At 72.3% G+C, this 26,336-nt stretch carries 19 protein-coding genes and 1 tRNA gene; 8 read left to right on the forward strand and 12 right to left on the reverse strand.

Features of this window, described 5'->3' with window-relative positions:
- The first annotated feature begins 167 nt into the window (after positions 1-167).
- From lxmK to OG338_RS10600, 4 genes are read left to right on the forward strand one after another with little or no spacing between them, the layout of a single operon-like run.
- Positions 168-1,370 (forward strand): class V lanthionine synthetase subunit LxmK, encoded by a 1,203-nt coding sequence (lxmK, locus tag OG338_RS10585; protein ID WP_405937071.1) that lies wholly within the window; start codon positions 168-170, stop codon positions 1,368-1,370.
- On the forward strand, positions 1,370-2,374 hold the full coding sequence (locus OG338_RS10590) for a T3SS effector HopA1 family protein (RefSeq protein WP_405937072.1): 1,005 nt from the start codon (positions 1,370-1,372) through the stop codon (positions 2,372-2,374). The genes lxmK and OG338_RS10590 overlap by 1 nt, the downstream gene beginning before the upstream one ends.
- The gene (locus OG338_RS10595; protein ID WP_405937073.1) at positions 2,371-3,339 is read left to right on the forward strand and encodes an LLM class flavin-dependent oxidoreductase; all 969 of its coding nucleotides are present in this window, start codon (positions 2,371-2,373) and stop codon (positions 3,337-3,339) included. Before OG338_RS10590 ends, OG338_RS10595 begins: the two co-directional genes overlap by 4 nt.
- Before the next feature lie 40 nt (positions 3,340-3,379).
- Positions 3,380-5,143: an ABC transporter ATP-binding protein gene (locus OG338_RS10600; protein ID WP_405937074.1), complete on the forward strand. Its 1,764-nt coding sequence runs from the start codon at positions 3,380-3,382 to the stop codon at positions 5,141-5,143.
- Here the strand turns inward: OG338_RS10600 and OG338_RS10605 are convergent.
- Positions 5,104-7,299 (reverse strand): LuxR C-terminal-related transcriptional regulator, encoded by a 2,196-nt coding sequence (locus OG338_RS10605; protein ID WP_405937075.1) that lies wholly within the window; start codon positions 7,297-7,299, stop codon positions 5,104-5,106. The genes OG338_RS10600 and OG338_RS10605 overlap by 40 nt on opposite strands.
- A gap of 113 nt (positions 7,300-7,412) precedes the next feature.
- Positions 7,413-8,024, reverse strand: coding sequence for a DinB family protein (locus tag OG338_RS10610; RefSeq protein WP_405937076.1), 612 nt, complete (start codon positions 8,022-8,024; stop codon positions 7,413-7,415).
- Between the two features lie 177 nt (positions 8,025-8,201).
- On the opposite strand from OG338_RS10610, the gene OG338_RS10615 reads away from it, so the two are divergent.
- A complete protein-coding gene (locus tag OG338_RS10615; RefSeq protein ID WP_405937077.1) occupies positions 8,202-8,498 on the forward strand; it encodes a hypothetical protein in 297 nt (98 codons plus the stop codon).
- 39 nt (positions 8,499-8,537) lie between these two features.
- On the opposite strand, the gene OG338_RS10620 is transcribed toward OG338_RS10615, so the two are convergent.
- The 7 genes from OG338_RS10620 to OG338_RS10650 form a co-directional block, all read right to left on the reverse strand.
- Positions 8,538-8,623, reverse strand: a tRNA-Leu gene (locus tag OG338_RS10620).
- A 259-nt stretch (positions 8,624-8,882) separates the two neighbouring features.
- Complete coding sequence (locus tag OG338_RS10625; RefSeq protein ID WP_405937078.1) at positions 8,883-11,306, reverse strand: glycoside hydrolase family 2 protein; 2,424 nt, start codon at positions 11,304-11,306, stop codon at positions 8,883-8,885.
- Entirely contained in the window at positions 11,303-12,214 is a 912-nt protein-coding gene (locus tag OG338_RS10630; protein ID WP_405937079.1) for an ATP-binding cassette domain-containing protein, read from the reverse strand. The genes OG338_RS10625 and OG338_RS10630 overlap by 4 nt, the downstream gene beginning before the upstream one ends.
- A complete protein-coding gene (locus OG338_RS10635) occupies positions 12,199-13,140 on the reverse strand; it encodes an ABC transporter ATP-binding protein (RefSeq protein WP_405937080.1) in 942 nt (313 codons plus the stop codon). Before OG338_RS10635 ends, OG338_RS10630 begins: the two co-directional genes overlap by 16 nt.
- 36 nt (positions 13,141-13,176) lie before the next feature.
- A complete protein-coding gene (locus tag OG338_RS10640; RefSeq protein WP_405937081.1) occupies positions 13,177-14,109 on the reverse strand; it encodes an ABC transporter permease in 933 nt (310 codons plus the stop codon).
- Positions 14,106-15,101 (reverse strand): ABC transporter permease, encoded by a 996-nt coding sequence (locus OG338_RS10645; protein ID WP_405937082.1) that lies wholly within the window; start codon positions 15,099-15,101, stop codon positions 14,106-14,108. Before OG338_RS10645 ends, OG338_RS10640 begins: the two co-directional genes overlap by 4 nt.
- A 147-nt stretch (positions 15,102-15,248) precedes the next feature.
- On the reverse strand, positions 15,249-16,982 hold the full coding sequence (locus tag OG338_RS10650) for an ABC transporter substrate-binding protein (RefSeq protein WP_405937083.1): 1,734 nt from the start codon (positions 16,980-16,982) through the stop codon (positions 15,249-15,251).
- Positions 16,983-17,203: 221 nt separating this feature from the next.
- On the opposite strand from OG338_RS10650, the gene OG338_RS10655 reads away from it, so the two are divergent.
- The 3 genes from OG338_RS10655 to OG338_RS10665 all read left to right on the forward strand — a co-directional run bounded on the left by OG338_RS10655 (position 17,204) and on the right by OG338_RS10665 (position 21,854).
- On the forward strand, positions 17,204-18,268 hold the full coding sequence (locus OG338_RS10655) for a LacI family DNA-binding transcriptional regulator (protein WP_405937084.1): 1,065 nt from the start codon (positions 17,204-17,206) through the stop codon (positions 18,266-18,268).
- Between the two features lie 207 nt (positions 18,269-18,475).
- The gene (locus OG338_RS10660; RefSeq protein ID WP_404000490.1) at positions 18,476-19,246 is read left to right on the forward strand and encodes an ABC transporter ATP-binding protein; all 771 of its coding nucleotides are present in this window, start codon (positions 18,476-18,478) and stop codon (positions 19,244-19,246) included.
- 79 nt (positions 19,247-19,325) lie between these two features.
- A complete protein-coding gene (locus tag OG338_RS10665; protein WP_405937085.1) occupies positions 19,326-21,854 on the forward strand; it encodes an ABC transporter permease in 2,529 nt (842 codons plus the stop codon).
- Between the two features lie 91 nt (positions 21,855-21,945).
- On the opposite strand, the gene OG338_RS10670 is transcribed toward OG338_RS10665, so the two are convergent.
- The 3 genes from OG338_RS10670 to OG338_RS10680 all read right to left on the reverse strand — a co-directional run bounded on the left by OG338_RS10670 (position 21,946) and on the right by OG338_RS10680 (position 26,323).
- Positions 21,946-23,250: a class I SAM-dependent methyltransferase gene (locus OG338_RS10670; protein WP_405937086.1), complete on the reverse strand. Its 1,305-nt coding sequence runs from the start codon at positions 23,248-23,250 to the stop codon at positions 21,946-21,948.
- A 330-nt stretch (positions 23,251-23,580) separates the two neighbouring features.
- Entirely contained in the window at positions 23,581-24,966 is a 1,386-nt protein-coding gene (locus OG338_RS10675) for an NAD(P)/FAD-dependent oxidoreductase (protein WP_405937087.1), read from the reverse strand.
- 415 nt (positions 24,967-25,381) lie between these two features.
- Positions 25,382-26,323, reverse strand: coding sequence for an exopolyphosphatase (locus tag OG338_RS10680; protein WP_405937088.1), 942 nt, complete (start codon positions 26,321-26,323; stop codon positions 25,382-25,384).
- Positions 26,324-26,336 lie beyond the last annotated feature (13 nt).

Below are 26,336 nucleotides of genomic sequence, written 5' to 3' on the forward strand. Positions count from 1 at the left end.
GGCCGGACCGGGCGGCCCGGTGCCATCACCACACCAGGCCGGCCACCCCGTGCGGTATGGCATGTCCCTGCCGTATGCGGGTCTGCCCGGCAGGGTCGTGCCATACGGGCAGGGGGGCAGGAATCTGCGGCTGGAGACCCCCGCCGGGCCTCCCTAGCGTTCCGGGCATGGTGACCACAACGCATCCGGCCCCGGACACCGACGTGTCCCCCCAGGACGACGAACTCGAACCCGTACCCGTACCGCTCGACCAGGTTCCCGACGTGTGCGCGGCGCTGCTGCGCATCGGCATCCCACCGTTCACCGACGGCGTGCTGGAGGCACGGCCCGGCCGCAACGACAACTGGTCCGGCCGGATCGCGGACGGCCGCGAGATCTTCGTCAAGCAGATCGGCGGCGGCGGCCGCGAGAACGCCACGACCCGCTTCGACCGCGAGCGCGGCTGCCACACCTTCCTGGCCGCGACCGGCACCACCGGCGTCCGCACCCCCGCCCTGCTCGGCGCCGACCGGGACGCGCTCGTCCTGGTCCACGAGCGTCTGTCCGACGCCGTCTCCGGCTCCCGCCTCTCGCAGCGCCGGGAGTTCGACGCGAAGCTGGCCGCCGAGGCCGGCCGGCTGGTCGGGAGCCTGCACGCGCAGCCGGTGGCGGCGATCCCCGCCGAGATCCGCGCGGACCTCCCGGACGGGGCGCTGCGGGACGGCCGGGCGGGCAGCCTGTCCTGTCTGAGCCTGGAACGGTACGTCGCCAGCAGCGCGGGCGAGCTCGGGGTGTGGGAACTGCTCCAGCACGACCGCCGGCTGCGGGCCGCGATGGGCGACCTGTCGGCGAGCACCGCCCTGGCCGTACGGGCACCCGGCCACGGCGATCTGCGGCTCGACCAGTTCCTGTACGCGGACGGCGAGCTGTATCTCACCGACTGGGAGGAGTTCGGGCCGCTCGACCCGGCCTGCGACGTCGGCGCCTTCGCCGGCGAATGGCTGTACCGGGCGGCGCGGCGGATGTTCACCGATGTGGACCCGGAGGAGGCCGGTGACGCGCACAGCGCCTTCGCGGCGAGCGGCGACCGGCAGCTGAACGAGGTGCGCCCGCTGATCGCCGCCTTCTGGCGCGGCTACCGCGAGGTGCGGGGCGCGGCGGCGGACCGGGCGCTGGCCGAGCGGGCGGTCGCCTTCGCGGGCTGGCACCTCTTCGACCGGGTCTTCGCCACCACCGTGCACGCCTCACGCATCACCGAGGTGGACCGGGGCATCGCCGGCGTGGGCCGCGGCGCCCTCCTCACCCCCGCGAGCTTCGTCTCCGTGCTCGGCCTGGCCGACGACGGGGACCCCATGGACGAGTACCGCGAACAGAACCGGGAGTACGTGTGATGGAGACCGCGACCGACACCGCGGCAGGACTGGCCCCGGCGCTGCGGGACCGCCTGCCGGAGCTGGAGCTGAGGCAGGACGGCGGCGTACGGGTGGGCGACCGCTGGATCACCGCCGACGCGCCGCACCGGCTGCGCCGGGAGCTGGGCAGCGCCCTCTACGTGGCGTGGCACGCCGGCTCCACCACCCGCGACCGGCGCATGCCGCGCCGCGACACCCGTACGGAGGAGCTGCTGACGGCGGCCGTTCCGCACGCCGAGACGCCGGCCGCCGGGGTGGTGGGCGACGACGGTCCGGACACCGTGGACGGCGAGGTCGTCGTGGAGTTCGGCCGGATACGGGTACGGGTCCCGGCGGACGCGGTCACGCCGGACGGCGGCCCCGCGCCGGAGCCGGGCACCCGGGTCACCGTCCGCCTCCCGGCCGTACGCCCCGCGCTGTCACCGGGCTTCCTCCTCGTGCACGGGCCGCACGGCGGCCTGGCGCACCGGGGCGAGGTCGTCCGGCTGTACGTCCATGTGGCGGACCCCGGCCACGCGCCCGCCCTGTGGGGGGAGACGCTGCGCGTCCTGGGCGGGACCGGGGTGCGGTACCAGGCCAAGGTGCTGTCCCGGTCCTGGTCCTATCCGCGGCAGGACGCGATCGTGGTCTATCTGGACGCGGAGGACGCCCCGGCGGCCGCACAGGTCGTGGCGCGGCTGAGGGGCATGCCCGGTCTCGGCGACGGCACGTCCTGCTTCGCGCACCGGCTGGCCCCCGGCCTGGCGATGGCGTACGACCCCCGCGACCCGCTGGAGCCGGTCGTGCGCCAGAGCTTCGGCCAGCACCGCGCCAACGCGGTCGCCGACGCGGTCGTCCGGCACGCCGCCGACCCCGGGCACATCGCTCTGGCCGACGCCGTGTGCGAGTCGCTGCTCGCGGTGTCGGCCGACCCGGCCGGGCCCGCGCGCAACCTCGGCTCCCCGCAGCTGCCGCCCGGGGAAGCCGACGAGGCCCACCGGTGAGCGCCGCACGGGTCTCCGTCCTCTTCCACCGCCAGCCCACGGACCCGCGGGAGCTGGTCCCCTTCGCGGAGCTGGTCCGCGAAGGGGCCGCGGAGCGGCTCTGGTTCGGCCAGTCCCTCCAGGTGGAGGGCCATCACGCGGCGGCCTGGCTCGCCGGGGCCGGTCTCCATGTCCCGATCGGGATCGGGGTGGCCCTGACCGCGCTGCGCCACCCCGTGGACGCGGCACTCCAGGCCCGCTCGGTGGCCCGGCTCATGGAGCGGGCCCCGGTCATCGGCTACGGCGCCGCGCACCCGGGCTTCGTCACCAGCGTGCTCGGCGCCCCCTACGCACGGCCGGCCGCGCTGGTCGCCGAGTACGCCGGCATCGTGCGGCGCCTGGTGCGCGGCGAGCACGTCGAGCACGACGGGCCGCACTTCCGGCTGCGGCACGGCCTGCCGAAGCTCGACGCGCCGGTCCCGGAGATCGGGGCCGGGGTGCTGCGGCCGGGCATGGGCCGGGCGGCCGGCGGCGTCGTGGACACCGCGATCAGCTGGCTGGCCCCCGCCGGCTACCTGGCCGACGTGGTGCGCCCCGCACTGGCCGAGGGCGCCCGGGCCGCCGGGCGCGCCGAGCCGCCCCGGGTCGTCGCCGTGGTGCACACGGCCGTGGCCCGGCCCGGCCGCAATCCGCTGCTGCTGGCCCAGGCCGGGGCCGGCGCGCATCTGACGGCCCCGCACTACTGCGACATGCTGCGCCGCGCCGGGCTCGACGTACACCACTCGGACCCGGCGTCCGGCGCCCGCGAGCTGGTCGACGAGGGCGTGTTCGTCTACGGCAAGCCGGGTGACATCGCGGCGGCCCTGCACCGGTACCACGCGGCCGGGGTCGACGAGGTCGTGCTCAACACCCTGTCGGTGGACATCTGCCACGGCCGCGAAGACGCGCTCACCGATCTGCGGGAGATCTGCGCAGCGATGAGCTGACGGCGGCGCTCCCCCACCGAACCCACGCAAGGAGATTCCCGTGCCAGACTCCGCAACCGCCCCGGTCCGGGGCCCGGTCGCCGCCATGCTCGTCAAACACCGGCTGCACGTCGTGACGGCCGCCGTGCTGACGCTCGCCTCCGTGGCCGCCTCGCTGCTCACCCCGCTGGCGGTGCGGTCCGTGGTCACCGACATCGGCGCGGACCGCTCGCCGCTGGTACACGTACTGGTGCTGGTCGTGCTCACGCTGGGCGCGGCGCTCGGCGCGGCCTGGTCCTCGTTCCTCCTCGGCCGGATCGGCGAGTGGAGCGTCCTGGAGACCCGCCGGCGGCTGGTCCGGCACATCCTCGGGATGCGGCTGCGGGACCTGCGGAGCGCCGGGACGGGCGAGCTGGCGGCGCGGGTGTCCAGCGACTGCTCCCGGCTGCGGTCCGCGTTCGACGTGGGCGTCACCTCCATGCCGTCCGCGCTGCTCGTCGCCGTCCTCTCGCTGGTCCTGATGGGCACCCTGGACTGGGTGCTGCTGCTGGTCGTCGTGGTCACCTTCGCCCTGGCGGGGACTGCGATCGGCGCGTTCATCCGGGGGGTGCGCACGGGTACGCAGGCACAGCAGAAGGCGCTCGGCGGGCTGAATCAGCGGTTCACCGCCGCGCTGTCCGCCGTCACCACGATCAAGGCCAACCGCGCCGAGGACCAGGCGTCCGCCCAGATCCTCGCCGAGGCCCAGGAGGCCGCCGACGCGTCCGTGTCCGCCGACCGCTCGATGGCCTTCGTGACGCCGCTGATGAGCGTGGGCCAGCAGATCGCGATCATCGGGGTGCTGGCGGGCAGCGGCGCCCGGCTGGCCTCCGGCGCGCTCAGCCCGGGCGACTTCGTCGCGTTCATGATGTACATGTTCCAGCTGGTCGCCCCGCTCACCCTGATCGCGACGGGCATCGGCAGGCTCCAGAGCGGGCTGGCCGCCCGCGGCCGCATCCAGGGCGTCCTGGACCATCCCGCCGAGGAGCCCGGCCCCGCGCGGGCCCCGGCCGCCGAGCGGGACGCTCCGGCGCTGCGCGTGACGGGCCTGGTCGGCGGCCACGGCTCCGAACCCGTGCTGCACGGGGTGGACCTGACGGTGCCCCGGTTCGGGCTGACCGCGCTCGTCGGCCCGTCGGGCGGCGGCAAGTCCACGGTGCTCTCCATGGTCGAGCGGCTGCTCCTGCCCGACCGCGGCGGGCTCGCGCTGCACGGCGTGGACCTGTCCCGCTGGCCGCTGCGGGAGCTGCGCCGCCGGCTGTCGTACGTCGACCAGTCGTTCACGCTGCTGGAGGGCACCGTACGGGAGAACCTGCTGCTGGGCCTGGACCCGGAGCACGCCGCGTCCCTGGGCGACGCGGAACTGGTACGGGCGCTGGCCGAGGTGGGCATGGACGAGCCGGTGGCGGCGCTGCCGGACGGCCTGGAGACGGTGCTGGGCGGTGCCGTCGACCTCTCCGGGGGCCAGCGGCAGCGGCTCGCCCTGGCCCGTGCGCTGCTCTCCGACGCGGACGTCGTCCTGCTGGACGAGCCCACGTCGCAGCTGGACGGCGTCAACGAACAGCTGCTGCGGCAGGCGATGGACCGGCTGGCCGCCGACCGCGCGGTCCTGGTCGTGGCGCACCGGCTGTCCACCGTCCGGCACGCCGGCCACATCGTGTGCCTGGCCGGGGGCCGGACGGTGGGCGCCGGGCGCCACGCGGAACTGCTGGAGAGCTGCGCGGAGTACCGCACCCTGGTACGCGGTCAGAGCGAGGCGCCGGAACCGGCTCCCGCCCCGGCATGACCGGACCGGGACGCACCCCGCTGTATCCATCCCGCCACATGGACGCGCGAGGTGCACTCCAGGCGGCGCATGATCTCGCGCAGATGGTTGACCACGGTCCACTCGGAGATCCCGAGCCGCCGGGCGACCTGCTTGTTGCTCAGACCCTGGGCGACCCATTGGGCGACTTCGAGCTGCCGGGGGGTCAGGACGCCCGGAACCTCGGGGGCGGGGTCCGGGGCGGGGTCCGGGGCGGGCCCGGGGAGGGCGTCCGGGGCAGGGCCGTACGGAGCGCCCTGGGGGACGTATCGCAAGGCAGGCCCCGGGGAAAACGCCTCGGCGAGCATCGCGGCGGCGTCCGGCAGCGGTACGCGGGCGCCCTCGCGCAGCGCGGCGAGCAGGACCGGCTCGTCGAGCACGTCCCGCAGCCGCCGTTCCAGACCGCAGCCGGCCAGGTCGGGCGTGGCGGGCGCGGTCAGCGCGGTGCGCCGGAACACATGGAAGGCGCCCAGCACCCGGGCCGTCCCCAGCGCACGCGAGGTGACGCCGGGCAGCAGATGGCTCCCGGCAATCGAGGCGAAGGCGCCGAGCAGGGCCGGGCCGCCCAGCGGACGCAGATGGGACAGGGCGCGTCCGGTGTATTCGGCGGGGTCGCCGCCGTTGACCGCCTCCACCACGGCCATCCGCAGCAGCGCGCCGCCCGCCGAGAGCCGGTCGCGCCCCCGCAGCGCGATCAGCAGTGCCCGGCGTGCGGCCGACGCCGCCGCTTCCGTGTCGCCGCCCAGGAGTTCGGCCAGGCAGAGGTCGAGCAGGAAGGGGCAGGCGCCCGGCTCCCGTTCGGCGCCGGGCAGCCGTGCCACCCGGCGCAGCCCCTCGATCCCGGCCCGCCGGTCGGCGTGGAACCGGACCAGTTCGGTCAGCCGCAGCCGCTGCGCACCGGGCGGTCCGGGGATGTCCAGGAAGGCCGCGGCCGACTCCAGTTCGCCGTCGCGCAGGCGGGCCTCGGCGAGGTGGAGGGTCAGCTCCTCACCGGCCGGTGCGTCCCGGCCGCCGGACAGCAGCGGCGCGAGCTGGTCCACATCCGCCGAGAAGGGGTCGACGGCGTGCCGGTGGACGCGGACGTCGGTGAGCAGGGCGAGCGCCTCACCGGTCCGGCCGGCGGCGAACAGGGTGCCGGCGGCCGCCCGCAGGTTGTGCTGCTCCGCCTGGAGGGCGCCCAGCGCCTCCGCCTGGGCATCCCCGCCCCCGGCCCGCCGGGCGGCCGCCGCGGCGACCCGTGCGTAGTAGCGGGCGTGGGCGAGGCGGGCGCCCGCCGGTTCGTCCGGGCGGACGGCGGCCCGCAGGGGCAGGTGCAGCCGGGCGAGGGCGGCGCCGCGCAGGGTCCCGGACAGCCGGCCCGAGACGGCGATCAGATGCGCCTCGCGCAGGGTGCGCAGGGCGGGCGGGAACTCCTCGGGGGCCATGCCCGCGACCTCGCGCAGCGCCTCGGGCGCGCAGCCGCCGGCGAAGACCGACATATGAGCGAGCAGCCGGTGACCGCTGGGGCCGACGCCGGAGACGGCCGCGGGCGGCCGGGCGGTGACGGACCGGGCGAGCACGACGGCCTCGGGGCTGCGGCGGCGCAGCAGGGCGGTCCACAGGGCGGCATGCCCTTCGAGGGCGGCGAACCGGGCCGCGCTCACCAGGTCGCCCGGCACGCCCCGGAGTTCGGCGCACACCCGGGCCACCTCGGCCAGATTCCCGGCGTGGAGCCGGAATCCGGGCTGGTGGGCGGCCAGCGTGTCGGCGTACAGCCGGACCGCCGGGGCGGCGGCGAGTGATTCGACGTCAAGCGCCGAGCAGTCGGCCGGCACCGCGAGCGGCCGCATCGGCCAGGGCACCAGCCCGAGTTCCGCGGCGGGCCGGGGCCCGTGAGCGGTGGCGAGCAGCAGGGCGCCCCGGCGGGACGCGGCGAACTCCCCCTCCTCGTCGTACACAGACAGCGGAGGGTCCCCCTCCGCCGCCTGCTCCCGATAGGCCCGCGCCACGAGCCGCGCGAGATGCGAGGCACCGCTGCCGGGTGGCCCGTACAGCAGCACCCCCCGCGCGCCCGGCCTGCGCAACAGCCTCAGCACGGCGGCCGTATCCGCCTTCGACGCCCCGTCGGGCGTGTCCGGCACGATGGTGGAGATCCTCATGGGCGACTCCAGATCCGTTGGAGAACGTATTGAGGGACGGTAGAGACAACGCCCCCCGCCGGGGATCGTGGTTTCCCACACCTCCCCACCCCCAACCCCGTAATCCCGCACCCCTACGGCAGCCGTCCCGTCACACCGGTACGCCCGGCCGCCTCCCGCGCCGCGCCCTCCACCCGTTCCCGGTGGCGGCGCCACCATGCCCCGTCCCCGGGCGCCATGCCCTCGCTCCCCCGCCGCAGCCCGGCAGCCCCGTCGATCAGCTCTCGTACGACGTCGGCGTGCCCGGCATGGCGCTGGGTCTCGGCGACGAGATGGACGAGGACGCGATGCAGCGACAGCGCGGGCCCGCCCTCCCCGGGAAGAACCCCCACCGCGTCCAGCCCGAACGCCTCCACGGTCGCGTCGGAGTGCGCCCACACCCGCCGGTACCGTCCGGTGATCTCCTCACGGGACTCGTCGGCCGTGGCCCACAGATCGGCGTTCGGCTCGGCGTCCCCGGCGATCCACAGCTCCGGCGCGTCGACGGGCCGCCCGAAGGCGGTCCCGAGGTAGAACGCCTCGGCCCCGGTCACATGCTTGACGAGCCCGAGCAGATTGGTGCCGGTGGGCGTGAGGGGGCGCCTGATGTCGTACTCGGACAGCCCGTCGAGCTTCCAGAGAAAGGCGTCGCGGGCGTCCTGAAGATAAAGCCGCAGGTCATGCTTGAACCGATCAGAATCCGTCATACGCCCAACCTGCCGCCCAACCGGCCCGGCCCCCACCACGTTTCTCACCCCGTGGACACCCACCGCCCCCTTACGGCAACGGCCCACCCCCCGAACCTGCCGATACCGCCCCTGCCGGCTGCCCCGAGGCGTCTCATACGGTCAGTACCCCGACGACCGACACGGGAGGGCCGGATGATGAAGGCCGTCATATTCCTGCTGGCCTTCGCCGCCCTGCACCTACTGGGACTCGCCCTCGCCACAAATCACCGTGGCTTCGCCCGGTACGTACGGGACACCTATCTGAACCCGGCCCACTTCACGCCCCGCGACCTCCGACGCCATCAACGCCGCCGCGGGATCGAACACCCCGGGCTCCACTTCCACACGCACGCGCGTGACGAACTCCGGAACCTGCGCATCATGGGCGCGCTGCACGCGGCCCTGGGCCTCGTCGGCTCCGTGGGGATTGTCGTTTCGGTGATTCGGAGGTGATCGTTCCGGGTATCTGATCGCTCGGGACTTGGTACGCGATGGTGCCCGGAACCGGACTCGAACCGGTACGCCCCCGAGGGGCAGCGAGGTTTAAGCTCGCCGTGTCTGCATTCCACCATCCGGGCTTGGCGCGCGGCTCCGCGTTGGCACATGACCCTATCCGGGGGGCTCGGCGTGATCAGCCGAACAGTGGCTCGATGTTGTCTTATTTATCGATCTCTTGAGTCCCCGTCAGCGCACGTCGGAGGCATACCCACATGCCCGGGCAAGATGGCGGCAGCGCAGGGGTGCCGGGCGAATTGACGGAAAGTCGCCGCACCGACACAGTCGATTCGCCAGGGGCGCGCCACCGATCGCCAGGGGCGCGCCACCTCGTGGCTGATTCTAGGTGGCGACCAGGTCGTTCACGCAGCGCAGCACCGGGCGAGTCGTCAGCGCCGAGGGGTCGTCCAGCTCCGCGCCCGTGACCCGGATCGTGGTGCTCTCGCCCGGGAGGAGCGTGATGAGCATGGTGTCGGCCTCGGCGTCCGGGTGGAGGCGGTCGGGGAAGAGGCAGAGGTCGCGGAGAAGGGTCTCCGCCGTCACCTCGACGCGGTAGGCGGGGGCCCCGGCGCCCTCCTCCCGGGTCACCGTCGCCCCGTAGCGCGCCGGCGGCAGGGCGAGTCGCGTGTCCTCCTCGTGGAAGTGCAGGGTCCTGGTGTCGTCCAGACGGGCGACGAGGAGTTCGCGGGCCGGGTCGGCCGGTGTCGCGAGTGCGGCGGGCAGCGGGACGCTCGTCGTGGTGCGGGCGGCCGTGGTCACCGGAAGGGTCTCCTCGGCCAGGAGCGTGCCGTCCAGGGCGTGCCGGGTCAGGCGCAGGGTGCCCGTCCAGGGGGTCGCCGTGTCGTTGACGAGGTGGACGGAGCCGTCGCGGACGGCGATCAGGTGGTCCTCGTACACCGCACGCAGCGCGTGCCACAGCGGCTTGCGGCGGCCGTCGCCGTCGACCGCCGACCAGGAGACGACGGGCCAGCAGTCGTTGAGCTGCCAGACGATCGTGCCCATGCAGTACGGGGCGTGGGAGCGGAAGTGGCGGATGCCGAACGCGACGGCGCGGGCCTGGTTGAGCTGGGTGAGCCAGTGCCAGTCGTCGAAGTCCGTGCCGGGCTGCGGCAGATGGTCGCCGAGGCCGCGCAGCAGCTTCGCGTCGCCGTCCTCGGCCTTCTGGTGGTGGGCCAGGAGCGGGGCGCCGGGGGTGAGCGGGCCGCTGACCGCGCGGCGCAGTGTGGCGTAGGCGGGCGGGCCCTGGAAGCCGAACTCCGCGACGAAGCGCGGCACCCGGTCGGCGTACGCCCGGTAGTCGGCGCGGTTCCACACGTCCCAGATGTGGATCGTGCCGCGCTCCGGGTCCTGCGGGTGGGCGTCGGGGCTGCCGGAGTACGGCGAGCCCGGCCAGTACGGGCGGGTCGGGTCGGTCTCGGCGACGATCCCGGGCAGCAGCCGGTGGTAGTAGCCGTGGCCCCAGGTGCGGTCGCCCAGCTCCTGCTGCCAGCCCCAGTCGGCGTGGCCCTCCAGGTTCTCGTTGTTTCCGCACCACAGGACGAGGGAAGGGTGCGGGGCCAGCCGGACGACGTTCTCGCGCGCCTCGGCCGCCACCTCGTCCCACAGCGGCTGCTCCTCCGGGTACGCGGCGCAGGCGAACGGGAAGTCCTGCCAGACCATAAGCCCCTTCTCGTCGCACAGCTCGTAGAAGTCGTCGCTCTCGTAGAGCCCGCCGCCCCACACCCGGACGAGGTTGACGTGGGCGGCGACGGCCTGGTCGAGGCGGTCGGAGAGCTGCTGCCGCGTCAGGCGGGACGGGAAGCAGTCCCCGGGAATCCAGTTCACCCCGCGTACGAAGACCGGCCGGTCGTTCACGGCGAGCCGGAACGCCTCCTGTTCGAGCGTGACGGACCGGAAGCCCGTACGGAGGTGGCGGACGTGGTCGCCGACGCGGACCTCCACCTCGTACAGCGGCTGTCCGCCGTGGCTGTGCGGCCACCAGGGCTCGGCCTGCGGGACGGAGAGGCCGACCCGGACGCGGTGCTCGTCCTCGGTGAGGATGAAGAGAGCCCCCGCACCGACCACCCCGACGAAGCCCGACACCTCTTCGACGCCGTCGTGCTCGATCTCCACCTCGGCGGTCAGGAACGGCTCGCCCTCCGGGTCCAGATCGGGCAGCAGCTTCACGGACGCGATGCGCGGACCGCTCCACGTCTCCAGGGCGACCGGGCGCCAGATGCCGGAGGTGACCAGCGTCGGACCCCAGTCCCAGCCGAAGTTGCAGGCCATCTTGCGGATGAAGGCGTACGGCTCCGCATAGGCGCCGGGGCGGTCGCCGAGGCGGTCGCGGAGTTCCTCGGCGTAGGTGTACGGCGCGGTGAAAGTGACGGCGAGGGTGTTTTCGCCCTCGCTCAGGAGTTCGCGTACGGGAAAGCGGTACGAGCGGTGCTGATTGGCCGTCCGGCCGATCTCCGTCCCGTTGAGCACGATCGTCGCGACCGTGTCGAGGCCGTCGAAGCACAGGGCGGCGTGGTCGTGGCCGTCCGGCGTCCAGTCGAAGGTGGTGCGGTAGGTCCAGTCGGTGCGGCCGATCCAGCCGAGCCGGGTCTCGTTGTCGTCCAGATACGGGTCCTCGATGAGCCCGGCGGCCAGCAGGTCCGTGTGGACGCAGCCGGGGACGGTGGCGGGGATGCCGTCGGGAACGCCTCCCGCGGGGAGCCCGGAGGGCACGGGTCCGGCCGGGTGGAGCGTCCAGCCGTCGTGCAGGGGCAGGTGGCGAAGGGTCACGCGGGGGTCCTTCCGCAGTCGGGGAGCTGGGCACAGGCGACGAAGTGGTCCGGCTCGGTCTCGTACAGGTCGGTGGTTTCGCCGCCGCCCCCCTCGTGGAAGGCACACGACCGCACCGGCTCCGGAGGGTCCCACGGCTGGTTGAGGCGGGGCACTGCGGCAAGCAGAGTGCGGGTGTACGGGTGGAGCGGGTTGCCGAACACCTTCCGGGTGTCGCCTCGTTCGACCACCCGGCCCCGGCGCAGCACCACCGTCTTCTCCGCGAGGTACGTGCCGAGCGCGAGGTCGTGCGTGATGTAGAGGACGCCGAGGCCGCGTTCCTTGAGGCCGGCCAGGAGGTTGAGGACGTCGATGCGGGTGGAGGCGTCGAGCATGCTGGTGATCTCGTCGGCGACCAGGAAGCTCAGGTCGAGCAGGAGGGCGCGGGCGATCAGGAGCCGTTGCAGCTGACCGCCGCTGAGCTGGTGCGGGTAGCGGCCGAGGACCTGCGCGGGGTCCAGGCGTACGTCCCGCACCGCCTTCTCGACCCGGCCGGCCCACTCCGCGTCGCGGACGCCCGGGTGGTAGGCGCGGCGGACCAGGTCGAAGACGCGGTCGGCGCGGAAGACCGGGTTGTAGCAGGAGAACGGGTCCTGGAAGACGCCCTGGACACGGCGGTAGAAGTCCTTGCCCGGCCGCACCCGCCGCCCGTCCAGGGTGAGGGTGCCGGAGCTGACGCCGGTGAGGCCGAGGATCATGCGGCCGATCGTGGACTTGCCGCTGCCGCTCTCGCCGATGAGCGAGACGACCTCGCCGGGCGCGGCCGTGAAGGAGACCCGGTCGACGGCGGTGACGGAGCCGCCGCCGAACGCCCCGGCCCGATAGGTCTTGGTGACGTGGTCGAGGGTCAGCATCAGACCTTCCAGCATGCGACGGAGTGGCGGGGGGCGATCTCGGTCACCGGGGGCTCCTCGGCGCAGCGCTCGTCCGCGACGGGGCAGCGGTCGCGGAAGCGGCAGCCGGCCGGGGGGTTGAGGAGCGAGGGCGGGGCGCCGGCGATGCCGGTGAGGGGCCGGTCGGCGTGCCGGGCCCCGACCTCGGGGAGCGCGCCGAGCAGGAGCTTGGTGTACGGGTGGCGGGGCGCGGTCGTCAGGGTCTTCGTGGGCGCCTTCTCGGCGAGCTTGCCCGCGTACATGACCATGATCGAGTCCGCGATGTGCGAGGTGAGCCCGAGGTCGTGGGTCACGAAGATCATGCTGGTGACCAGGCCCTTGTCGCGCAGCCCGGTGAGCGCGCCGACGACGGCGCGCTGGGTGGAGACGTCGAGCGCGGAGGTGACCTCGTCGGCGATGAGGACGGACGGGTCGAGCAGGGTGGAGATCACCATGACGGTGCGCTGTTTCATGCCGCCGGACAGCTCGATCGGGTAGCGGTCCAGGACGTCGTGGTCCAGGCCCACCAGGTCGAGCCTGCGGTGCAGCTCGGCGGTGTCCACGCTCGCGCCGCGCGACGCCAGCAGCTCGCGGATCATGCGGCCGATGCGGCGGGTCGGGTTGAGGGCGCTCATGGAGTACTGCGGGACGAGCGAGATCCGGTGGAAGCGGAAGGCGTTCATCGCCCGGTCGTCGGCCACCGGCACGTCGTCGCCGTCCAGCGTGACGGTGCCGCCGGCATGCCGCATCCGGCCGTCGAGGCGGATCAGCGACTTGCCGAGCGTGCTCTTGCCGCACCCGGACTCGCCGGCGAGGCCCAGGATCTCCCCGTCGGCGAGGTCGAAGGAGACGCCGTCCAGGGCCCGCACCTCACCGCGCAGGGTGCGGTAGTGGACCCGGAGGTCGGTCACGGTCAGGGTCATGCGCTCAGACCTCCCGGAGAGCGGTCGCGGTCATGGTCATGCCTCCCGCAGCTTGGGGTTGAAGACCTCGTCGAGGCCGACGTTGGCGACGTACAGCGCTCCGACGATCGCGGTGATCCCGGCGCCCGGCGGAACGAACCACCACCACATGCCCAGTTGGAGGGCGCTCCACTGCTGGGCGCTCTGGAGCATCAGCCCGAGCGAGACGCCCTCGGTGGGACCGAGCCCGATGAAGTCGAGTGAGGAGGCGATCAGGACCGAGCCGCCGAACAGCAGGATGAACATCATGAAGAGGTACGAGCTCATGTTGGGCGCGATCTCGCGGAAGATGATCCGCCAGGTGCCGCTGCCGCTGAGCCGGGCGAGGTCCACGAACTCGCGGGTGCGCAGCGAGAAGGTCTGCGCCCGGATCGCCCGGGCCGCCCACGGCCAGGAGGTGAGCCCGATGAACAGCCCCTGCACGGGCACCGAGCGGACCCCGAGGTACGCGTTGATGATGAGCAGGACGGCGAGCGCGGGCAGCACCAGGACGACGTTGGTGAGCATGTTGAGGATCTCGTCCACGGCACCCCCTCGGTAGCCGGCCAGGAAGCCGACGAGCATGGCGATCGCGGCGGCGATGGCCCCGCCGACGACTCCGACCAGGAACGTCGAGCGCAGCCCGTGCACGAACTGGGCGTAGACGTCCTGCCCGAAGGTGGTGGTCCCCATCCAGTACGTGGAGTCCGGCGGGGCGGCCTGCGGGCCGACGTATTCGTTGGGGTCGGCGTTGTCGAGGAGCGGGGGGCCGATGATCCCGGCGAGCAGGAGCAGTACGACGACGGTGAACCCGATGAGCAGCTTCGGGTTGCGGACGGCGTAGTGCAGCGTCTCGCGGCCGGGCCGGGCGGCGGGGGCGGAGGACGCGGCGGGCGCGGCGGGTTCGGCGGGTTCGGCGGGTTCGGCGGCCGGTTCGGGCACGGTGCTCATGACTGGCCTCCTGCCATGCCGGTACGGGTACGGGGATCGACCACGACGTACACGATGTCGATGAGGAAGTTGGCGATCAGGACGCCGATGACGATGAACAGGAACGCGCCCTGGAGCAGGAAGAAGTCCTGGTTCTGGATCGCGGCGAGAATGAGCGAGCCGAGTCCGGGGTACGCGAAGACGATCTCCGTGACGAGTGCTCCGGCGACCAGGACGCCCAGCTGGAGGGCGAGCCCGGTGATCTGGGGCAGGACGGCGTTGCGGAAGGCGTAGCGGCGGATGAGGCGCTGGGGTGCGCCGAGGGCCGAGAGGTAGTTGGAGTAGTCCGACTCCAGCTCGTAGATGATCATGTTGCGCATGCCGATGGCCCAGCCGCCGAGCGCGACCAGGAAGAGCGACAGGAACGGCAGTACCCAGTGCTGGAACAGGTCGGCCGCGAAGTCGAGGGACCAGGTGGGCTGGATGTCGAGGCTGTAGCCGCCGGAGAGCGGGAACCAGCCCGCCTTGGAGCCGAGCGCCCAGGCGAGGATGACGGCGATCCACATGTAGGGCATGGCGGTGAGCAGATAGCCGGCCGGGAGCACGGTGTTGTCGAGCACCTTGCGCCGGGCGGCGAGCGCCCCGGCCCAGTTCCCGACGAACCAGCTGAGCAGGACGGCCGGGATCATCAGCCCGAGGGTGTACGGGAGTGCGTCGAGCAGGACGTCGGCGACGGGTTTGGGGAACACCCAGATGGAAAGGCCGAAGTCGCCCTGGAGGAGGGCGCTCCAGAAGTGCAGGTACTGCTGCCAGACGGGCTCGTCGAAGCCGAAGAGGTTGTTGTAGTAGGCGCGCATGGCCTCGACGGCCTCGGGCTGCGAGACCCGGGCGCGGGCCACCATGGCGGCGACCGGGTCGCCGGGCATGAAGCGCGGGATCATCCAGTTGACGGTGACGGCGACAACGAAGGTCAGCGCGTAGATGAGTAGTTTGCGGGCGAAGTAGCGGCGCAAGAGGGCTCCCCGGAGAGAGCCCCGCCGTGCGGTCGGCGGTCAGGTCGGCGCGCGCGGCGGGGCGGTCGTGGAATGGGAGCGGCCGGCCGGGGGAAGGGCCCCTCGGGAGCCGGCCGCTCTCAGGACTGCCGTGTCACTCGGCGGGCTTCACTTGGCGGGCTTCAGCTGTGTGAGCGCTTCGAAGCCGCCCATCTCCAGCCAGTTGCGCCACATCGCGGGGGCGTATTTGGGCGCTCCGGGCGCGTCCGAGGGCCAGTTGGTCCAGGTGCCGGTGGTGGACTGGGCCCACAGGCCGTTGTACCAGAGGGGGATGACGGGCATCTCCTTCAGCTGGATGTCCTGGATCTGCGAGATGACCTTCTTCATGCCCTCGGTGTCGTCGGTCTTCACCGCGCCGAGCCGCTGGACGAGCTTCCAGGCGTCCTCGTTCTCGTAGCGGCCGAAGTTGACGGTGTTCTGCTGCTTCTGGACGGGCAGCTGGAACATGTACTCGTAGTACGTCCACGGGGTGCTGGAGAGCTGGCGCTCGTTGTTGACGACGAGGTCGAAGTCGCCCTTGCCGCGCTGTTCGTTGAGGGCGTTGGCGTCGGGGAACTCGGTGGTGATCTTGATCCCGGCGGCCTTGGCGGACGAGGCGATGACCTTGGCGGCCTCCATCCAGTCGGTCCAGCCGGTGGGCACGGCCAGCTTCAGGCTGATCTTGGAGCCGTCCTTGTTCTCCACGAAGCCGTCGCCGTCGGTGTCCTTGTAGCCGCCGTCGAAGAGGATCCGCTTGGCCTCGGCGGTGTCGAAGGTGAAGCCCTCGCTCGCGACGAGGCCCTTGTCGATGTATGTGTCCCACTGCGGGAGGAGCCCGGTCGGGTCGGCGGCCTTGACCAGGCCCCCGTACACGCCCTTGACGATCTTGCCGGTGTCGACGGAGGCGGCGAGCGCCCGGCGGAAGACCGCGTCGTCCATCGGCTTCTTCGTGGTGTTGGGCACCAGCCAGGCGGTGTTGGCGGAGAGCATGTAGGGCGGCTCGTCGTAGTACGAGACGACCTTCTTGCTCTTGACCAGGGAGGCGGCGCCGGGCAGGAAGTTGTTGCTCAGGTCCAGCTGGTTCTGGCCGAGCTGGCCGATGACGACCTCGTTGCTGGGGTTGGAGACGTCCACGATGTAGCGGGGCGCGGGCTTCATGGAGAGCGCCTTGACGCCCCACCAGTCGTCGCGCCGCTGCCAGACGACCCGGTCCTGGGTGTGGCTCTTGAGCGTGTACGCGCCGGTGCCGACGGGCTTGTCGTTGACTCCGTCCAGGACCTCCTTCTCGGAGCGTTTGCCCCAGATGTGTTCGGGTACGACGGGCTGCCCGTAGAGCGTGAAGTCCCACTCCTGGTAGCGGGCCTCCTTGAAGGTGAAGCGGACCGTGGTGGCGTCGACCGCCTCGGTGTCGGAGAGCCAGCTCCACAGGCTGTGGAAGGCGGACGCCTCGATCTTCCCGATCCCGTAGGAGTAGGCGACGTCCTTCGCGGTGAGGGGCTTGCCGTCGGACCACTTGATGCCGGGGCGCAGCTTCACCTCGTAGGTCTTGTCCCCGGTCCAGCTGCCGGACTCGGCGAGCCAGGGCGTGAGCTTGCCCGCGTTGGGGTCGAAGTGGAACAGGGTCTCGTAGACGAGGCCCTTGGTGCCGGTGGCGTGGTCCCAGTTGTGCAGCGGGTTGTAGTTGGCCGGCGGCCCCCACTGGGTGCCGGTGGTGTAGAGCGTTTCGTTACGGGGAAGGGCGCCGCCTCCCCCGCCGCCGGAACCGCCAGAGCCGCCCGAAGAGCCGCCCCCCGTGCACGCGGTGGCGGCGAGTGCGATCACGGCGAGCGTGGCCGCGATCCGTCCCCGGAATCCCGTGCCCATCGTCCCTCCTTCTCCCCGCCGTCCCTGCCGAGCGGAGTTACTGAACCGGGTAAGTGCCGTGAAGTTAAGGCCACCTCATGCCCCTGTCAAGGGTGCGGGAGCGCTCCCATTTCGTGTACGGCACAGGTGGGCCGGGCGATCCCGGCCGGGGAAGGGGCCCGCGCGCATCCCTCGGGGCGGCTAGGATGCGCACGCTGCACGAACCGGTTAAGCGAGGTCACATGCCCAAGCACCGCCCCACGATCGCCGACATCGCGGCCCGCGCCGGGGTGTCCAAGGTCGCCGTGTCCTACGCGCTGAACGACCGGCCGGGCGTCTCCCCCGCGACCCGGTCCGCCATCAAGGCCATCGCGCAGGAGATCGGCTGGCGCCCCAACAGCGCGGCCCGCGCCCTCACCCGGGCCAAGGCCGACGCGGTGGGCCTCGCGCTGTGCCGGCCCGCCCGGCTCCTCGGCGTCGAGCCGTTCTTCATGGAGCTGATCAGCGGCATCGAGTCCGAGCTCTCGCCGCGCGGCTGCGCCCTGCTCCTCCAGGTCGTCACGGACCCGGCCCAGGAGCTGGAGGTCTACCGCCGCTGGTGGGGCGAGGGCCGGGTGGACGGCGTCTTCCTCACCGACCTGCGCGGCGCCGACCCCCGCATCGAGGGCGTCGCCGGACTCGGCCTGCCCGCCGTGGCGATCGGCCACCCCTCCGCGTCCGGCCCGCTGCCCGCCGTATGGTCCGACGACGCGGCGGCGGTCCGCGACACCTTCGCGTATCTCGCCGCCCTCGGCCACCGCTCGGTCGCCCGGGTCGCCGGGATGCCGGAGCTGAACCACACCGCCCTGCGCGACCGGGCCCAGCGCGAGGTCTGCGCCGAACTGGGCCTCGGCGAGCCGGTCGTCGTGCACACGGGCTACTCCGGCGACGACGGGGCGCACGCCACGCGCCGCCTGGTCAGCGCGCCCGGGCGGCCCACCGCGATCGTGTACGACAACGACATCATGGCCGTCGCCGGGCTCTCGGTCGCCCAGGAGATGGGCCTCGACGTGCCGGACGACCTCTCACTCGTCGCCTGGGACGACTCCCAGCTCTCCCGGGTCGTCCGCCCCCCGCTGACCGCGCTGAGCCGCGACATCCCGGCGTACGGGAGCCTCGCGGCCCGGACCCTGCTGTCCCTGGTCACGGACGGCGGCGCGGCGGGGTGCGAGGACCGGACGGCCCGCCTGGTGCCACGCGGGTCGACGGGGGCGCCCCGGCAGCCCACCCCGGCCCAGGAAATGGCGCCACGGCAGCCCACCCCCTAGGCCGCGCGGGGGTGGATGTCATACCCGAGGAGGACGCCGGCGGGCGGTTCGTGCGACTCAAGAGGGCCCCGGGAACGGGCACCGGGAGTGACGTCCGGCAGCCGTCCGGCGGGGACGATGGAGTGGTACCCCTGACCCGGGGCCGACGCCGCAGCGGCGGGCCGCCGGGCGGGTCCCGTCCCGTACACACCCACCCTGGAGTCTGCTGTGACCACCATGTCCACCGCTCACCGCGCCACCGCGGTGGCCGCCCGCGCCACGGAACTGTCCAAGGTCTACGGCGAGGGCGAGACCCGGGTGACCGCTCTCGACCGGGTCACCGTGGACTTCCCGCAGGGCGAGTTCACCGCGATCATGGGCCCGTCGGGCTCAGGCAAGTCCACGCTGATGCACTGCGTGGCCGGCCTCGACAGCTTCAGCAGCGGTTCGGTGCGCATCGGCGAGACGGAGCTGGGCTCCCTCAAGGACAAGCAGCTCACGCAGCTGCGCCGGGACAAGATCGGCTTCATCTTCCAGGCGTTCAACCTGCTGCCGACGCTCACCGCCCTGGAGAACATCACGCTCCCGATGGACATCGCGGGCCGCAAGCCGAACCAGGAGTGGCTGCACCGGGTCATCGACATGGTGGGCCTCTCCGACCGGCTGAAGCACCGCCCCACCGAGCTGTCCGGCGGCCAGCAGCAGCGCGTCGCGGTGGCCCGCGCCCTGGCCTCGCAGCCCGAGATCATCTTCGGGGACGAGCCGACCGGCAACCTCGACTCCCGCTCCGGCGCCGAGGTCCTGGGCTTCCTCCGCAACTCCGTGCGCGAACTGGGCCAGACCGTGGTGATGGTGACCCACGACCCGGTCGCCGCCTCCTACGCGGACCGGGTCATCTTCCTGGCGGACGGGGCGATCGTCGACCAGATGATCCAGCCCACCGCCGACGGGGTGCTGGACCGGATGAAGGCGTTCGACGCCAAGGGCCGCACCAGCTGAACCGGCCCGTACCGGCGCTTCGTACCCCTTACTCCGGCCCCCCGTTCCCCGGGCCGGCAGACACCCAGGACTGACTGACATGTTCCGTACCGCCCTGCGCAATGTGCTCGCGCACAAGGCCAGGCTGCTGATGACGATCCTCGCCGTGATGCTCGGCGTGGCCTTCGTCTCCGGCACCCTGGTCTTCACCGACACCCTCGGCAACGCCTTCCGCAACCAGTCGGCCAAGAGCTACGACGACATCGCCGTCGCCGTCACCACCCACGCCGACCAGCACGACAAGGAGACCGCCGCGGTCGGCGAGGCCACCCTGAAGAAGATCCGGGCCCTGGACGGCGTCGCGTCCGTCACCGGCCGGGTCGACGGCTTCGCCGGGGTCGCCGACCCCGACGGCAAGCTCATCGGCAACGGCTGGTCCAACTCCGGCTCCAACTTCGCCCCCGGCGAGGACGGCAAGGACCCCGCGTACACCTTCACCGACGGCACGGGCCCCACCGCGCCCGGCGGCATCGCGCTGGACCGCGACACCGCGGAGAAGGGGAAGTACCAGGTCGGCGACAAGGTCCGCGTCGCCACCAACGGGCCGGTGAAGGAGTACACCCTGTCCGGGGTCTTCACCACCGAGGACGGCGCGGTCAACGCCGGCGGCAGCCTGGTCCTGTTCGACACCCCGGTCGCGCAGCGGCTGTTCCTGCGCCCCGGTGAGTTCAAGGACGTCTCCGTCGCCGCCGCGCCCGGCGCCTCCGACCAGAAGCTGCTGGCGGCCGTGAAGCCGCTGCTGCCGAAGGACGCCGAGGCCAAGACCGGCCAGGCGCGCGCGGACGAGCAGGCCGAGCAGATCGAGGAGGGGCTCAGCAACCTCAACACCCTGCTGCTCGCCTTCGCGGGCGTCGCCCTCTTCGTCGGCGTCTTCCTGATCGCCAACACCTTCACCATGCTGGTCGCCCAGCGCACCAAGGAGCTGGCGCTGATGCGCGCCGTCGGTGCGTCGCGCCGCCAGGTCAAGCGCTCGGTGCTCCTGGAGGCGGCCGTGGTCGGCCTCATCGCCTCCGTCGTCGGCTTCGCCGTGGGCCTCGGCCTCGCGACCGGGCTGCGCTCCGCGATGGGCCTGCTCGGCGGCAAGATCCCGGCCGGTCCGCTGGTGGTCGCCCCGGGCACCGTCATCGCCGCCTTCACCGTCGGTGTCCTGATCACCGTCCTCGCCGCCTGGCTGCCCGCCCGCCGGGCCGCGAAGATCCCCCCGGTCGCCGCGATGAACAGCGCGCACGCGGTGGCCACGGTCCGGTCCCTGGTCGTGCGCAACACCATCGGCGGCGTCATCACGCTGCTCGGCGCCGCCGGCATCCTCGGCGGTGCGGCCATGGCCGGGACGAACGGGCGGCTGCTCGTCGGGGGCGGCACGTTCCTGGCGCTGATCGGCGTCATCATCCTGATCCCGCTGCTGTCCCGCCCGGTGATCGCCCTCGTACGCCCGCTGCTGCGGCGGCTGTTCGGGGTCTCCGGCAAGCTGGCCGCGCAGAACGCCGTCCGCAACCCCCGGCGCACCGGTGCCACCGCGTCCGCGCTGGCCATCGGCCTCACCCTCGTCACCGGGATCTCGGTGCTCGGCGTCACCCTCGGCCAGGCGGTCGACAAGGTGACCACGGACAACATCAAGGCCGACTACATGGTCTCGATGGCCAGCGGTGACGCGCTCGACGAATCCGCGCTGACCGCCCTGGAGAAGGCCGACGGCGTCACCGCCGCCTCGCCCCAGCAGGCCGTCTGGCTGACGATCGGCGGGCAGGGCGTCTCGGCCTCCGGCGTCACTCCGGGCGATGTACAGCAGGTGCTCACCGTCGACACCGTCGCGGGCTCCCTGGACACCCTGGAGAAGGGCGGGATCGCGGTCGCCGAGAAGACCGCGGAGTCGCACGGCTGGAAGCCCGGGGACACCGTCTCGGTCACGTACCAGGACAAGAAGAAGGAGACGCTGAAGGTCGGCGCGCTCTACAAGGACAACGAGTTCCTGTCCCCGGTCCTGATCCCCCGCGCCACCGTCGCCCCGCACGAGGGCAAGGGCGACATCCAGGAGGTCTGGGTCAAGACCGACGGCGGCGCGAGCGCGGCCAACGAGCAGGCGCTGGTGGACGCGCTGGGCGACAACCCGGGCATGAGCATCATGGACCGTCAGGACATCCGGGACCTGTTCGGCGGCAGCGTCAACATCGCGATGAACATCATGTACGGCCTGCTCGGCATGGCACTGATCATCGCGGTGCTCGGGGTCGTCAACACCCTGGCCATGTCGGTGTTCGAGCGGCAGCAGGAGATCGGCATGCTGCGGGCGATCGGCCTGGACCGGCGCCGGGTGAAGCGGATGATCCGGCTGGAAGCGGTGGTGATCTCGCTGTTCGGCGCGCTCGTCGGCATCGGGCTCGGACTGTTCCTCGGCTGGGCGATCGGACAGACCATCGCCGCGAGCATCCCGCAGTACGTGCTGGTCGTCCCGTGGAGCCGGATCGGGATCTTCCTGGTCCTGGCAGGTCTGGTCGGCGTGCTCGCCGCTCTGTGGCCCGCCCGCAGCGCCGCCAAACTCAACATGCTGACGGCCATCAAGACCGAATGACCCAAGCGGTACGAGGGAAGGGGCCGGTGTCCGCGGACACCGGCCCCTTCCCTGCTTCACGGCCGCTCGAACGGTCACGCGCTACGGCCGCTCAGGCGGTCGCGTCGGCCTTCCAGGCCCGGGCGCGCAACGGCATCCGCGAGGCGCCGCCCGTCTCCGGGCGCACCGCGAGGATCTGGTTCACACCGATCTTGTTGCGCTCGAAGGAGAGCGCCGACGCGGCCATGTAGAGCCGCCAGACGCGGGCCCGGCCGGGCGAGACCATCTTCACGGCGCTCCCCCAGCCCCGTTCCAGGTTGGCGACCCACTGACGCAGGGTCAGCGCGTAGTGCTCGCGCAGCGCCTCGACGTCCCGGGCCTCGAAGCCGGCCTCCTCCAGGATCGCGAGGGTCCGGCCGACCGGGGCCAGTTCCCCGTCCGGGAAGACATATGCGTCGATGAACGCGTCGATCTCGTACGCCGACTCGTCCCGCTCCGGGCGCCGCCCGATCTGGTGGTTGAGGAGGCGCCCGCCGGGCCTGAGGAGGGCGAAGAGGTCGTCGGCGTACTCCCGGTAGCGGACGGAGCCGACGTGCTCCGCCATGCCGATGGACGAGATCGCGTCGTAGGGCCCGTCGCGGACGTCCCGGTAGTCCTGGACCCGGATCTCGACGCGGTCGGTCAGGCCCTCGTCGGCGATGCGCTTCCGAGCGTAGGCGGCCTGCTCGGTGGAGAGGGTGACGCCGGTGACGTGGGCGCCGTACTCGCGGGCGGCGTGGATGGCCATGGAGCCCCAGCCGCAGCCGACGTCCAGCAGCCGGTCGCCCTCCTTGAGGGCCAGTTTGCGGCAGACGAGGTCGAGCTTGTCGCGCTGGGCGCCCTCCAGGGTCCCGGCGTCCTCCCAGTAGGCGCAGGAGTAGACCATGGACGGCCCGAGGACCAGTTCGTAGAAGTCGTTGCCCACGTCGTAGTGGTGGCTGATGGCCGCCTTGTCGCGGTGTCTGGTGTGCAGCGGGCCGCTGCGGCGGCGCACCTCCTCGGGCGGCGGGGCGGGCGGCAGCCAGGGCCCGGACAGCTTCAGCAGATCCGCGACGGCGGCGCGCGCCCTCGGGTCGCGCAGGACCTCAAGCCCGCCCGGCGCGTCGGCGGGGCGCTCCCAGATGAGCCCGGCCATCAGGTCCAGGGCCTCGTACAGATCGCCCTCGATATCGAGCTCGCCGGCCACCCAGGCGCGGGCCAGGCCGAGTTCGCCCGGCTTCCACAGCAGCCGGCGCAGGGCCCGGCGGTTCCGGATGACGAGGACGGGGGCTCCGGGCGGTCCGGATTCGCTGCCGTCCCAGGCCCGGACGCGGACCGGTAGGGGTCGGCCCAGCAACTGCTGGGCGAGAGCGGTCAGCCGCAATGCGGCGTCTGCCATGGCGCACACCTCCGTGACGGTGGTTCCCGACGTGCCCAGACATGCCCACACATGTCCCGGACCACGCCCCGGCACCCGGGGCACCTTGGCGTGGTACATCCCCCACAACAGTCTGCGACGGCCCGCCCATCCCGCTACCGGGCAAGGGAACAGCAAAAAAGCGTGCACGGCACATGCATCCGCCGGAGGCGTGGCCCGGGTCGCGCACCGTCCTCTTCGTACCCGGATACTCCGAATTCGTACTCGGATACGCCGAAGGGGCCGTCCGCACCACGGATGGCGGACGGCCCCTTCGGGCGTCGTACTGCGGCCGTTACGGCCCGGCGGAGGCTAGGAAGCCTTGGCCTTCTCGGCCACGGGCTTGGCGGCGGCCGGCGCGGGGGCCGGCTTGGCGGCCTCGTAGAACTCCTCGCGCGGCGTCTCCATGGCGCCGAGGGAGACCACCTCGCGCTTGAGGAACATCGCGAGGGTCCAGTCGGCGAAGATCCGGATCTTGCGGTTCCAGGTCGGCATCGCCAGACCGTGGTAGCCACGGTGCATGTACCAGGCGAGGCGGCCCTTGAGCTTGATCTTCATCTTGCCCATGACGATCATCGCCACGCCCTTGTGCAGGCCCAGACCCGCGACCGCGCCCTTGTTGGCGTGGCTGTAGTCACCCTGCGGGAAGCCGCGCATCCCGGAGATCACGTTGTCGCCGAGGACCTTGGCCTGACGCAGCGCGTGCTGGGCGTTCGGCGGGCACCAGGCGTTCGGGTTGCCCGCCTTGCGGCCGACCATGTCCGGCACCTGGGCGTTGTCGCCCGCGGCCCAGATGTAGTCGGTGCCCCGCACCTGAAGCTTCTCGGTGGTGTCCACGTGGCCGCGGGGGCCGAGCGGCAGGCCGAAGCGGGCCAGCGCCGGGTTCGGCTTCACACCGGCGGTCCACACGATGGTGTTGGAGTCGACCTCCAGGCCGTTCTTCAGCACCACGTGGCCGTCGACGCAGGAGTCCATGGAGGTCGAGAGGAAGACCTCGACACCACGGGACTCCAGGTGCTCGCGGCCCCAGGTCCCGAGCTTCGGACCGACCTCGGGAAGGATCTTGTCGGCGGCGTCGACCAGGATGAAGCGCATGTCCTCGCGCTTCACGTTGGTGTAGTACTTGGCCGCGTCGCGGGCCATGTCCTCGACCTCGCCGATGGTCTCCGCACCGGCGAAGCCGCCGCCCACGAAGACGAAGGTGAGGGCCCGGCGGCGGACGTCCTCGTCCGTCGTGGAGTCGGCCTTGTCCAGCTGCTCCAGGACGTGGTTCCGCAGGCCGATGGCCTCCTCGATGCCCTTCATGCCGATGCCCTGCTCGGCGAGGCCGGGGATCGGGAAGGTACGGGAGACCGCGCCGAGCGCGATGACCAGGTAGTCGAAGGGCAGCTCGTAAGCCTCGCCGACGAGCGGCGCGACCGTGGCGACCTTGCGGTCCTGGTCGATCGTGGTGACACGGCCGGTGAGCACCTCGGCCTTGGGCAGGACGCGTCGCAGCGGGACGACGACATGCCGAGGCGAGATGCTGCCGGCGGCAGCTTCGGGGAGGAAGGGCTGATAAGTCATGTACGACCGGGGGTCGACGACCGTGACGGTCGCCTCGCCGTAGCGCATCTTCTTGAGGATGCGCCGAGCCGCGTACAGACCTACGTACCCACCGCCTACTACGAGGATCCTGGGACGCTCCGTGGTGCTCATGCCATCGAGTATCCACCCCACTCGGGGGGCATGCTCGTGAGCCCCTTCACAAGGTTGGGGCCACCCTCTGCTATAGTTCGCCGCCCACGTGACCCAGGTCATGACCCGCACCGGGAACCCCGTTACAGTGGTGAACGTTGTTCACCGCCTGCGAGCTGGCCCTTGACCCTCGGCCCCGGGCGAACGGCCTTCCCGGCCCACCCGGGCGCCACACTCCCGGAATCCTTCACTCCGGTCCCCGAGTGACCCCGCTCACCTCCGACGCGACCCATCCGGAGCAGAAGACGGGCCCGGGGTGGGCAATTCCTTGTGAAGAAGTTCACGAAGTTGGTCGCGGGGCGGCCCGGACCCCGCCCCACCAGGCACGTACCACCCACTCAACAGTGCGGGCCGGGCGACGCATGAGCACCCAGGCTCACGCCAGCGAAAAGGCGATTCCGTCCAGAATGTCGTGTTCGCTGACCACGACCTCACGCGCCCCGGTCCGCTCCATCACGGCCTGGAGGATCAGCGCACCGGACGGGATCACGTCGACCCGCCCCGGGTGCATCGCGCCGATCGCCGCGCGCTCCGCATGGGTCGAGGCCAACAGCCGCGCGGTGATCTCCCGGACCTGCGCCAGGGAGACGCGGGAGTGATGGATCGCCTCGGAGTCGTACTCCGCCAGGTCCAGCGCGATGGCGGCCATCGTGGTGACCGTCCCCGCGAGGCCCACCAGCGTGGCCGCCGAGGCGAGCGGCACGGTCTCCTCCGCCAGGTCCAGGGCGGCGGCCACGTCGGCGCGGACCGCGTCGGCCCCCTCGGCCGAGGGCGGATCGGCGAAGACGCCGTCGCGCACGAAGTGGCGCTCGGTCATCCGGACACAGCCGATGTCCACGGACCGGGCGGCCCGCACCCGGTCGTCGCCCACCACGAACTCGGTGGAGCCGCCGCCGATGTCCACCACCAGATACGGCTTCGCCAGGTCGTCGCGCCCGGTCAGCTCCTTGGTCGCCCCGGCGAACGAGAACGCCGCCTCCTGGTCCCCGCTGATCACCTCGGGCTCGACGCCCAGGATGTCCAGCACCCCGCGCACGAAGTCGTCCCTGTTCTCCGCGTCCCGGGAGGCGGAGGTGGCGACGAAGCGCACCTTCTCGGCGCCGTGCTCCTCGATCACCGCCGCGTAGTCCCGGCAGACGGCGAACGTACGCTCCAGCGCCTCGGGGGCGAGCCGGCCGGTCCGGTCGACGTCCTGCCCCAGCCGGACGATCTCCATGCGCCGGGAGAGCTCGACGAGCTCCCCCGTAACGGGGTCGGCGTCCGCGACCAGCAGGCGGATCGAGTTGGTGCCGCAGTCGATGGCGGCCACGCGCGTCATGTCTGCCGCCCCC

Origin of the sequence: Streptomyces sp. NBC_00726, assembly GCF_045161735.1 — a bacterium.
GTDB lineage: Bacteria > Actinomycetota > Actinomycetes > Streptomycetales > Streptomycetaceae > Streptomyces.

Bases quoted from the DNA above. Each gene is read 5' to 3' on its own strand.
- OG338_RS10680 (WP_405937088.1), bottom strand. From the start codon at position 26,323: ATGACGCGCGTGGCCGCCATCGACTGCGGCACCAACTCGATCCGCCTG.
- OG338_RS10590 (WP_405937072.1), top strand. From the start codon at position 1,370: ATGGAGACCGCGACCGACACCGCGGCAGGACTGGCCCCGGCGCTGCGG.
- OG338_RS10615 (WP_405937077.1), top strand. From the start codon at position 8,202: ATGAAGGCCGTCATATTCCTGCTGGCCTTCGCCGCCCTGCACCTACTG.
- OG338_RS10670 (WP_405937086.1), bottom strand. From the start codon at position 23,250: ATGGCAGACGCCGCATTGCGGCTGACCGCTCTCGCCCAGCAGTTGCTG.
- OG338_RS10630 (WP_405937079.1), bottom strand. From the start codon at position 12,214: ATGCTGGAAGGTCTGATGCTGACCCTCGACCACGTCACCAAGACCTAT.
- OG338_RS10665 (WP_405937085.1), top strand. From the start codon at position 19,326: ATGTTCCGTACCGCCCTGCGCAATGTGCTCGCGCACAAGGCCAGGCTG.
- OG338_RS10640 (WP_405937081.1), bottom strand. From the start codon at position 14,109: ATGAGCACCGTGCCCGAACCGGCCGCCGAACCCGCCGAACCCGCCGAA.
- OG338_RS10635 (WP_405937080.1), bottom strand. From the start codon at position 13,140: ATGACCCTGACCGTGACCGACCTCCGGGTCCACTACCGCACCCTGCGC.
- OG338_RS10610 (WP_405937076.1), bottom strand. From the start codon at position 8,024: ATGACGGATTCTGATCGGTTCAAGCATGACCTGCGGCTTTATCTTCAG.
- lxmK (WP_405937071.1), top strand. From the start codon at position 168: ATGGTGACCACAACGCATCCGGCCCCGGACACCGACGTGTCCCCCCAG.
- OG338_RS10605 (WP_405937075.1), bottom strand. From the start codon at position 7,299: ATGAGGATCTCCACCATCGTGCCGGACACGCCCGACGGGGCGTCGAAG.
- OG338_RS10675 (WP_405937087.1), bottom strand. From the start codon at position 24,966: ATGAGCACCACGGAGCGTCCCAGGATCCTCGTAGTAGGCGGTGGGTAC.
- OG338_RS10650 (WP_405937083.1), bottom strand. From the start codon at position 16,982: ATGGGCACGGGATTCCGGGGACGGATCGCGGCCACGCTCGCCGTGATC.
- OG338_RS10655 (WP_405937084.1), top strand. From the start codon at position 17,204: ATGCCCAAGCACCGCCCCACGATCGCCGACATCGCGGCCCGCGCCGGG.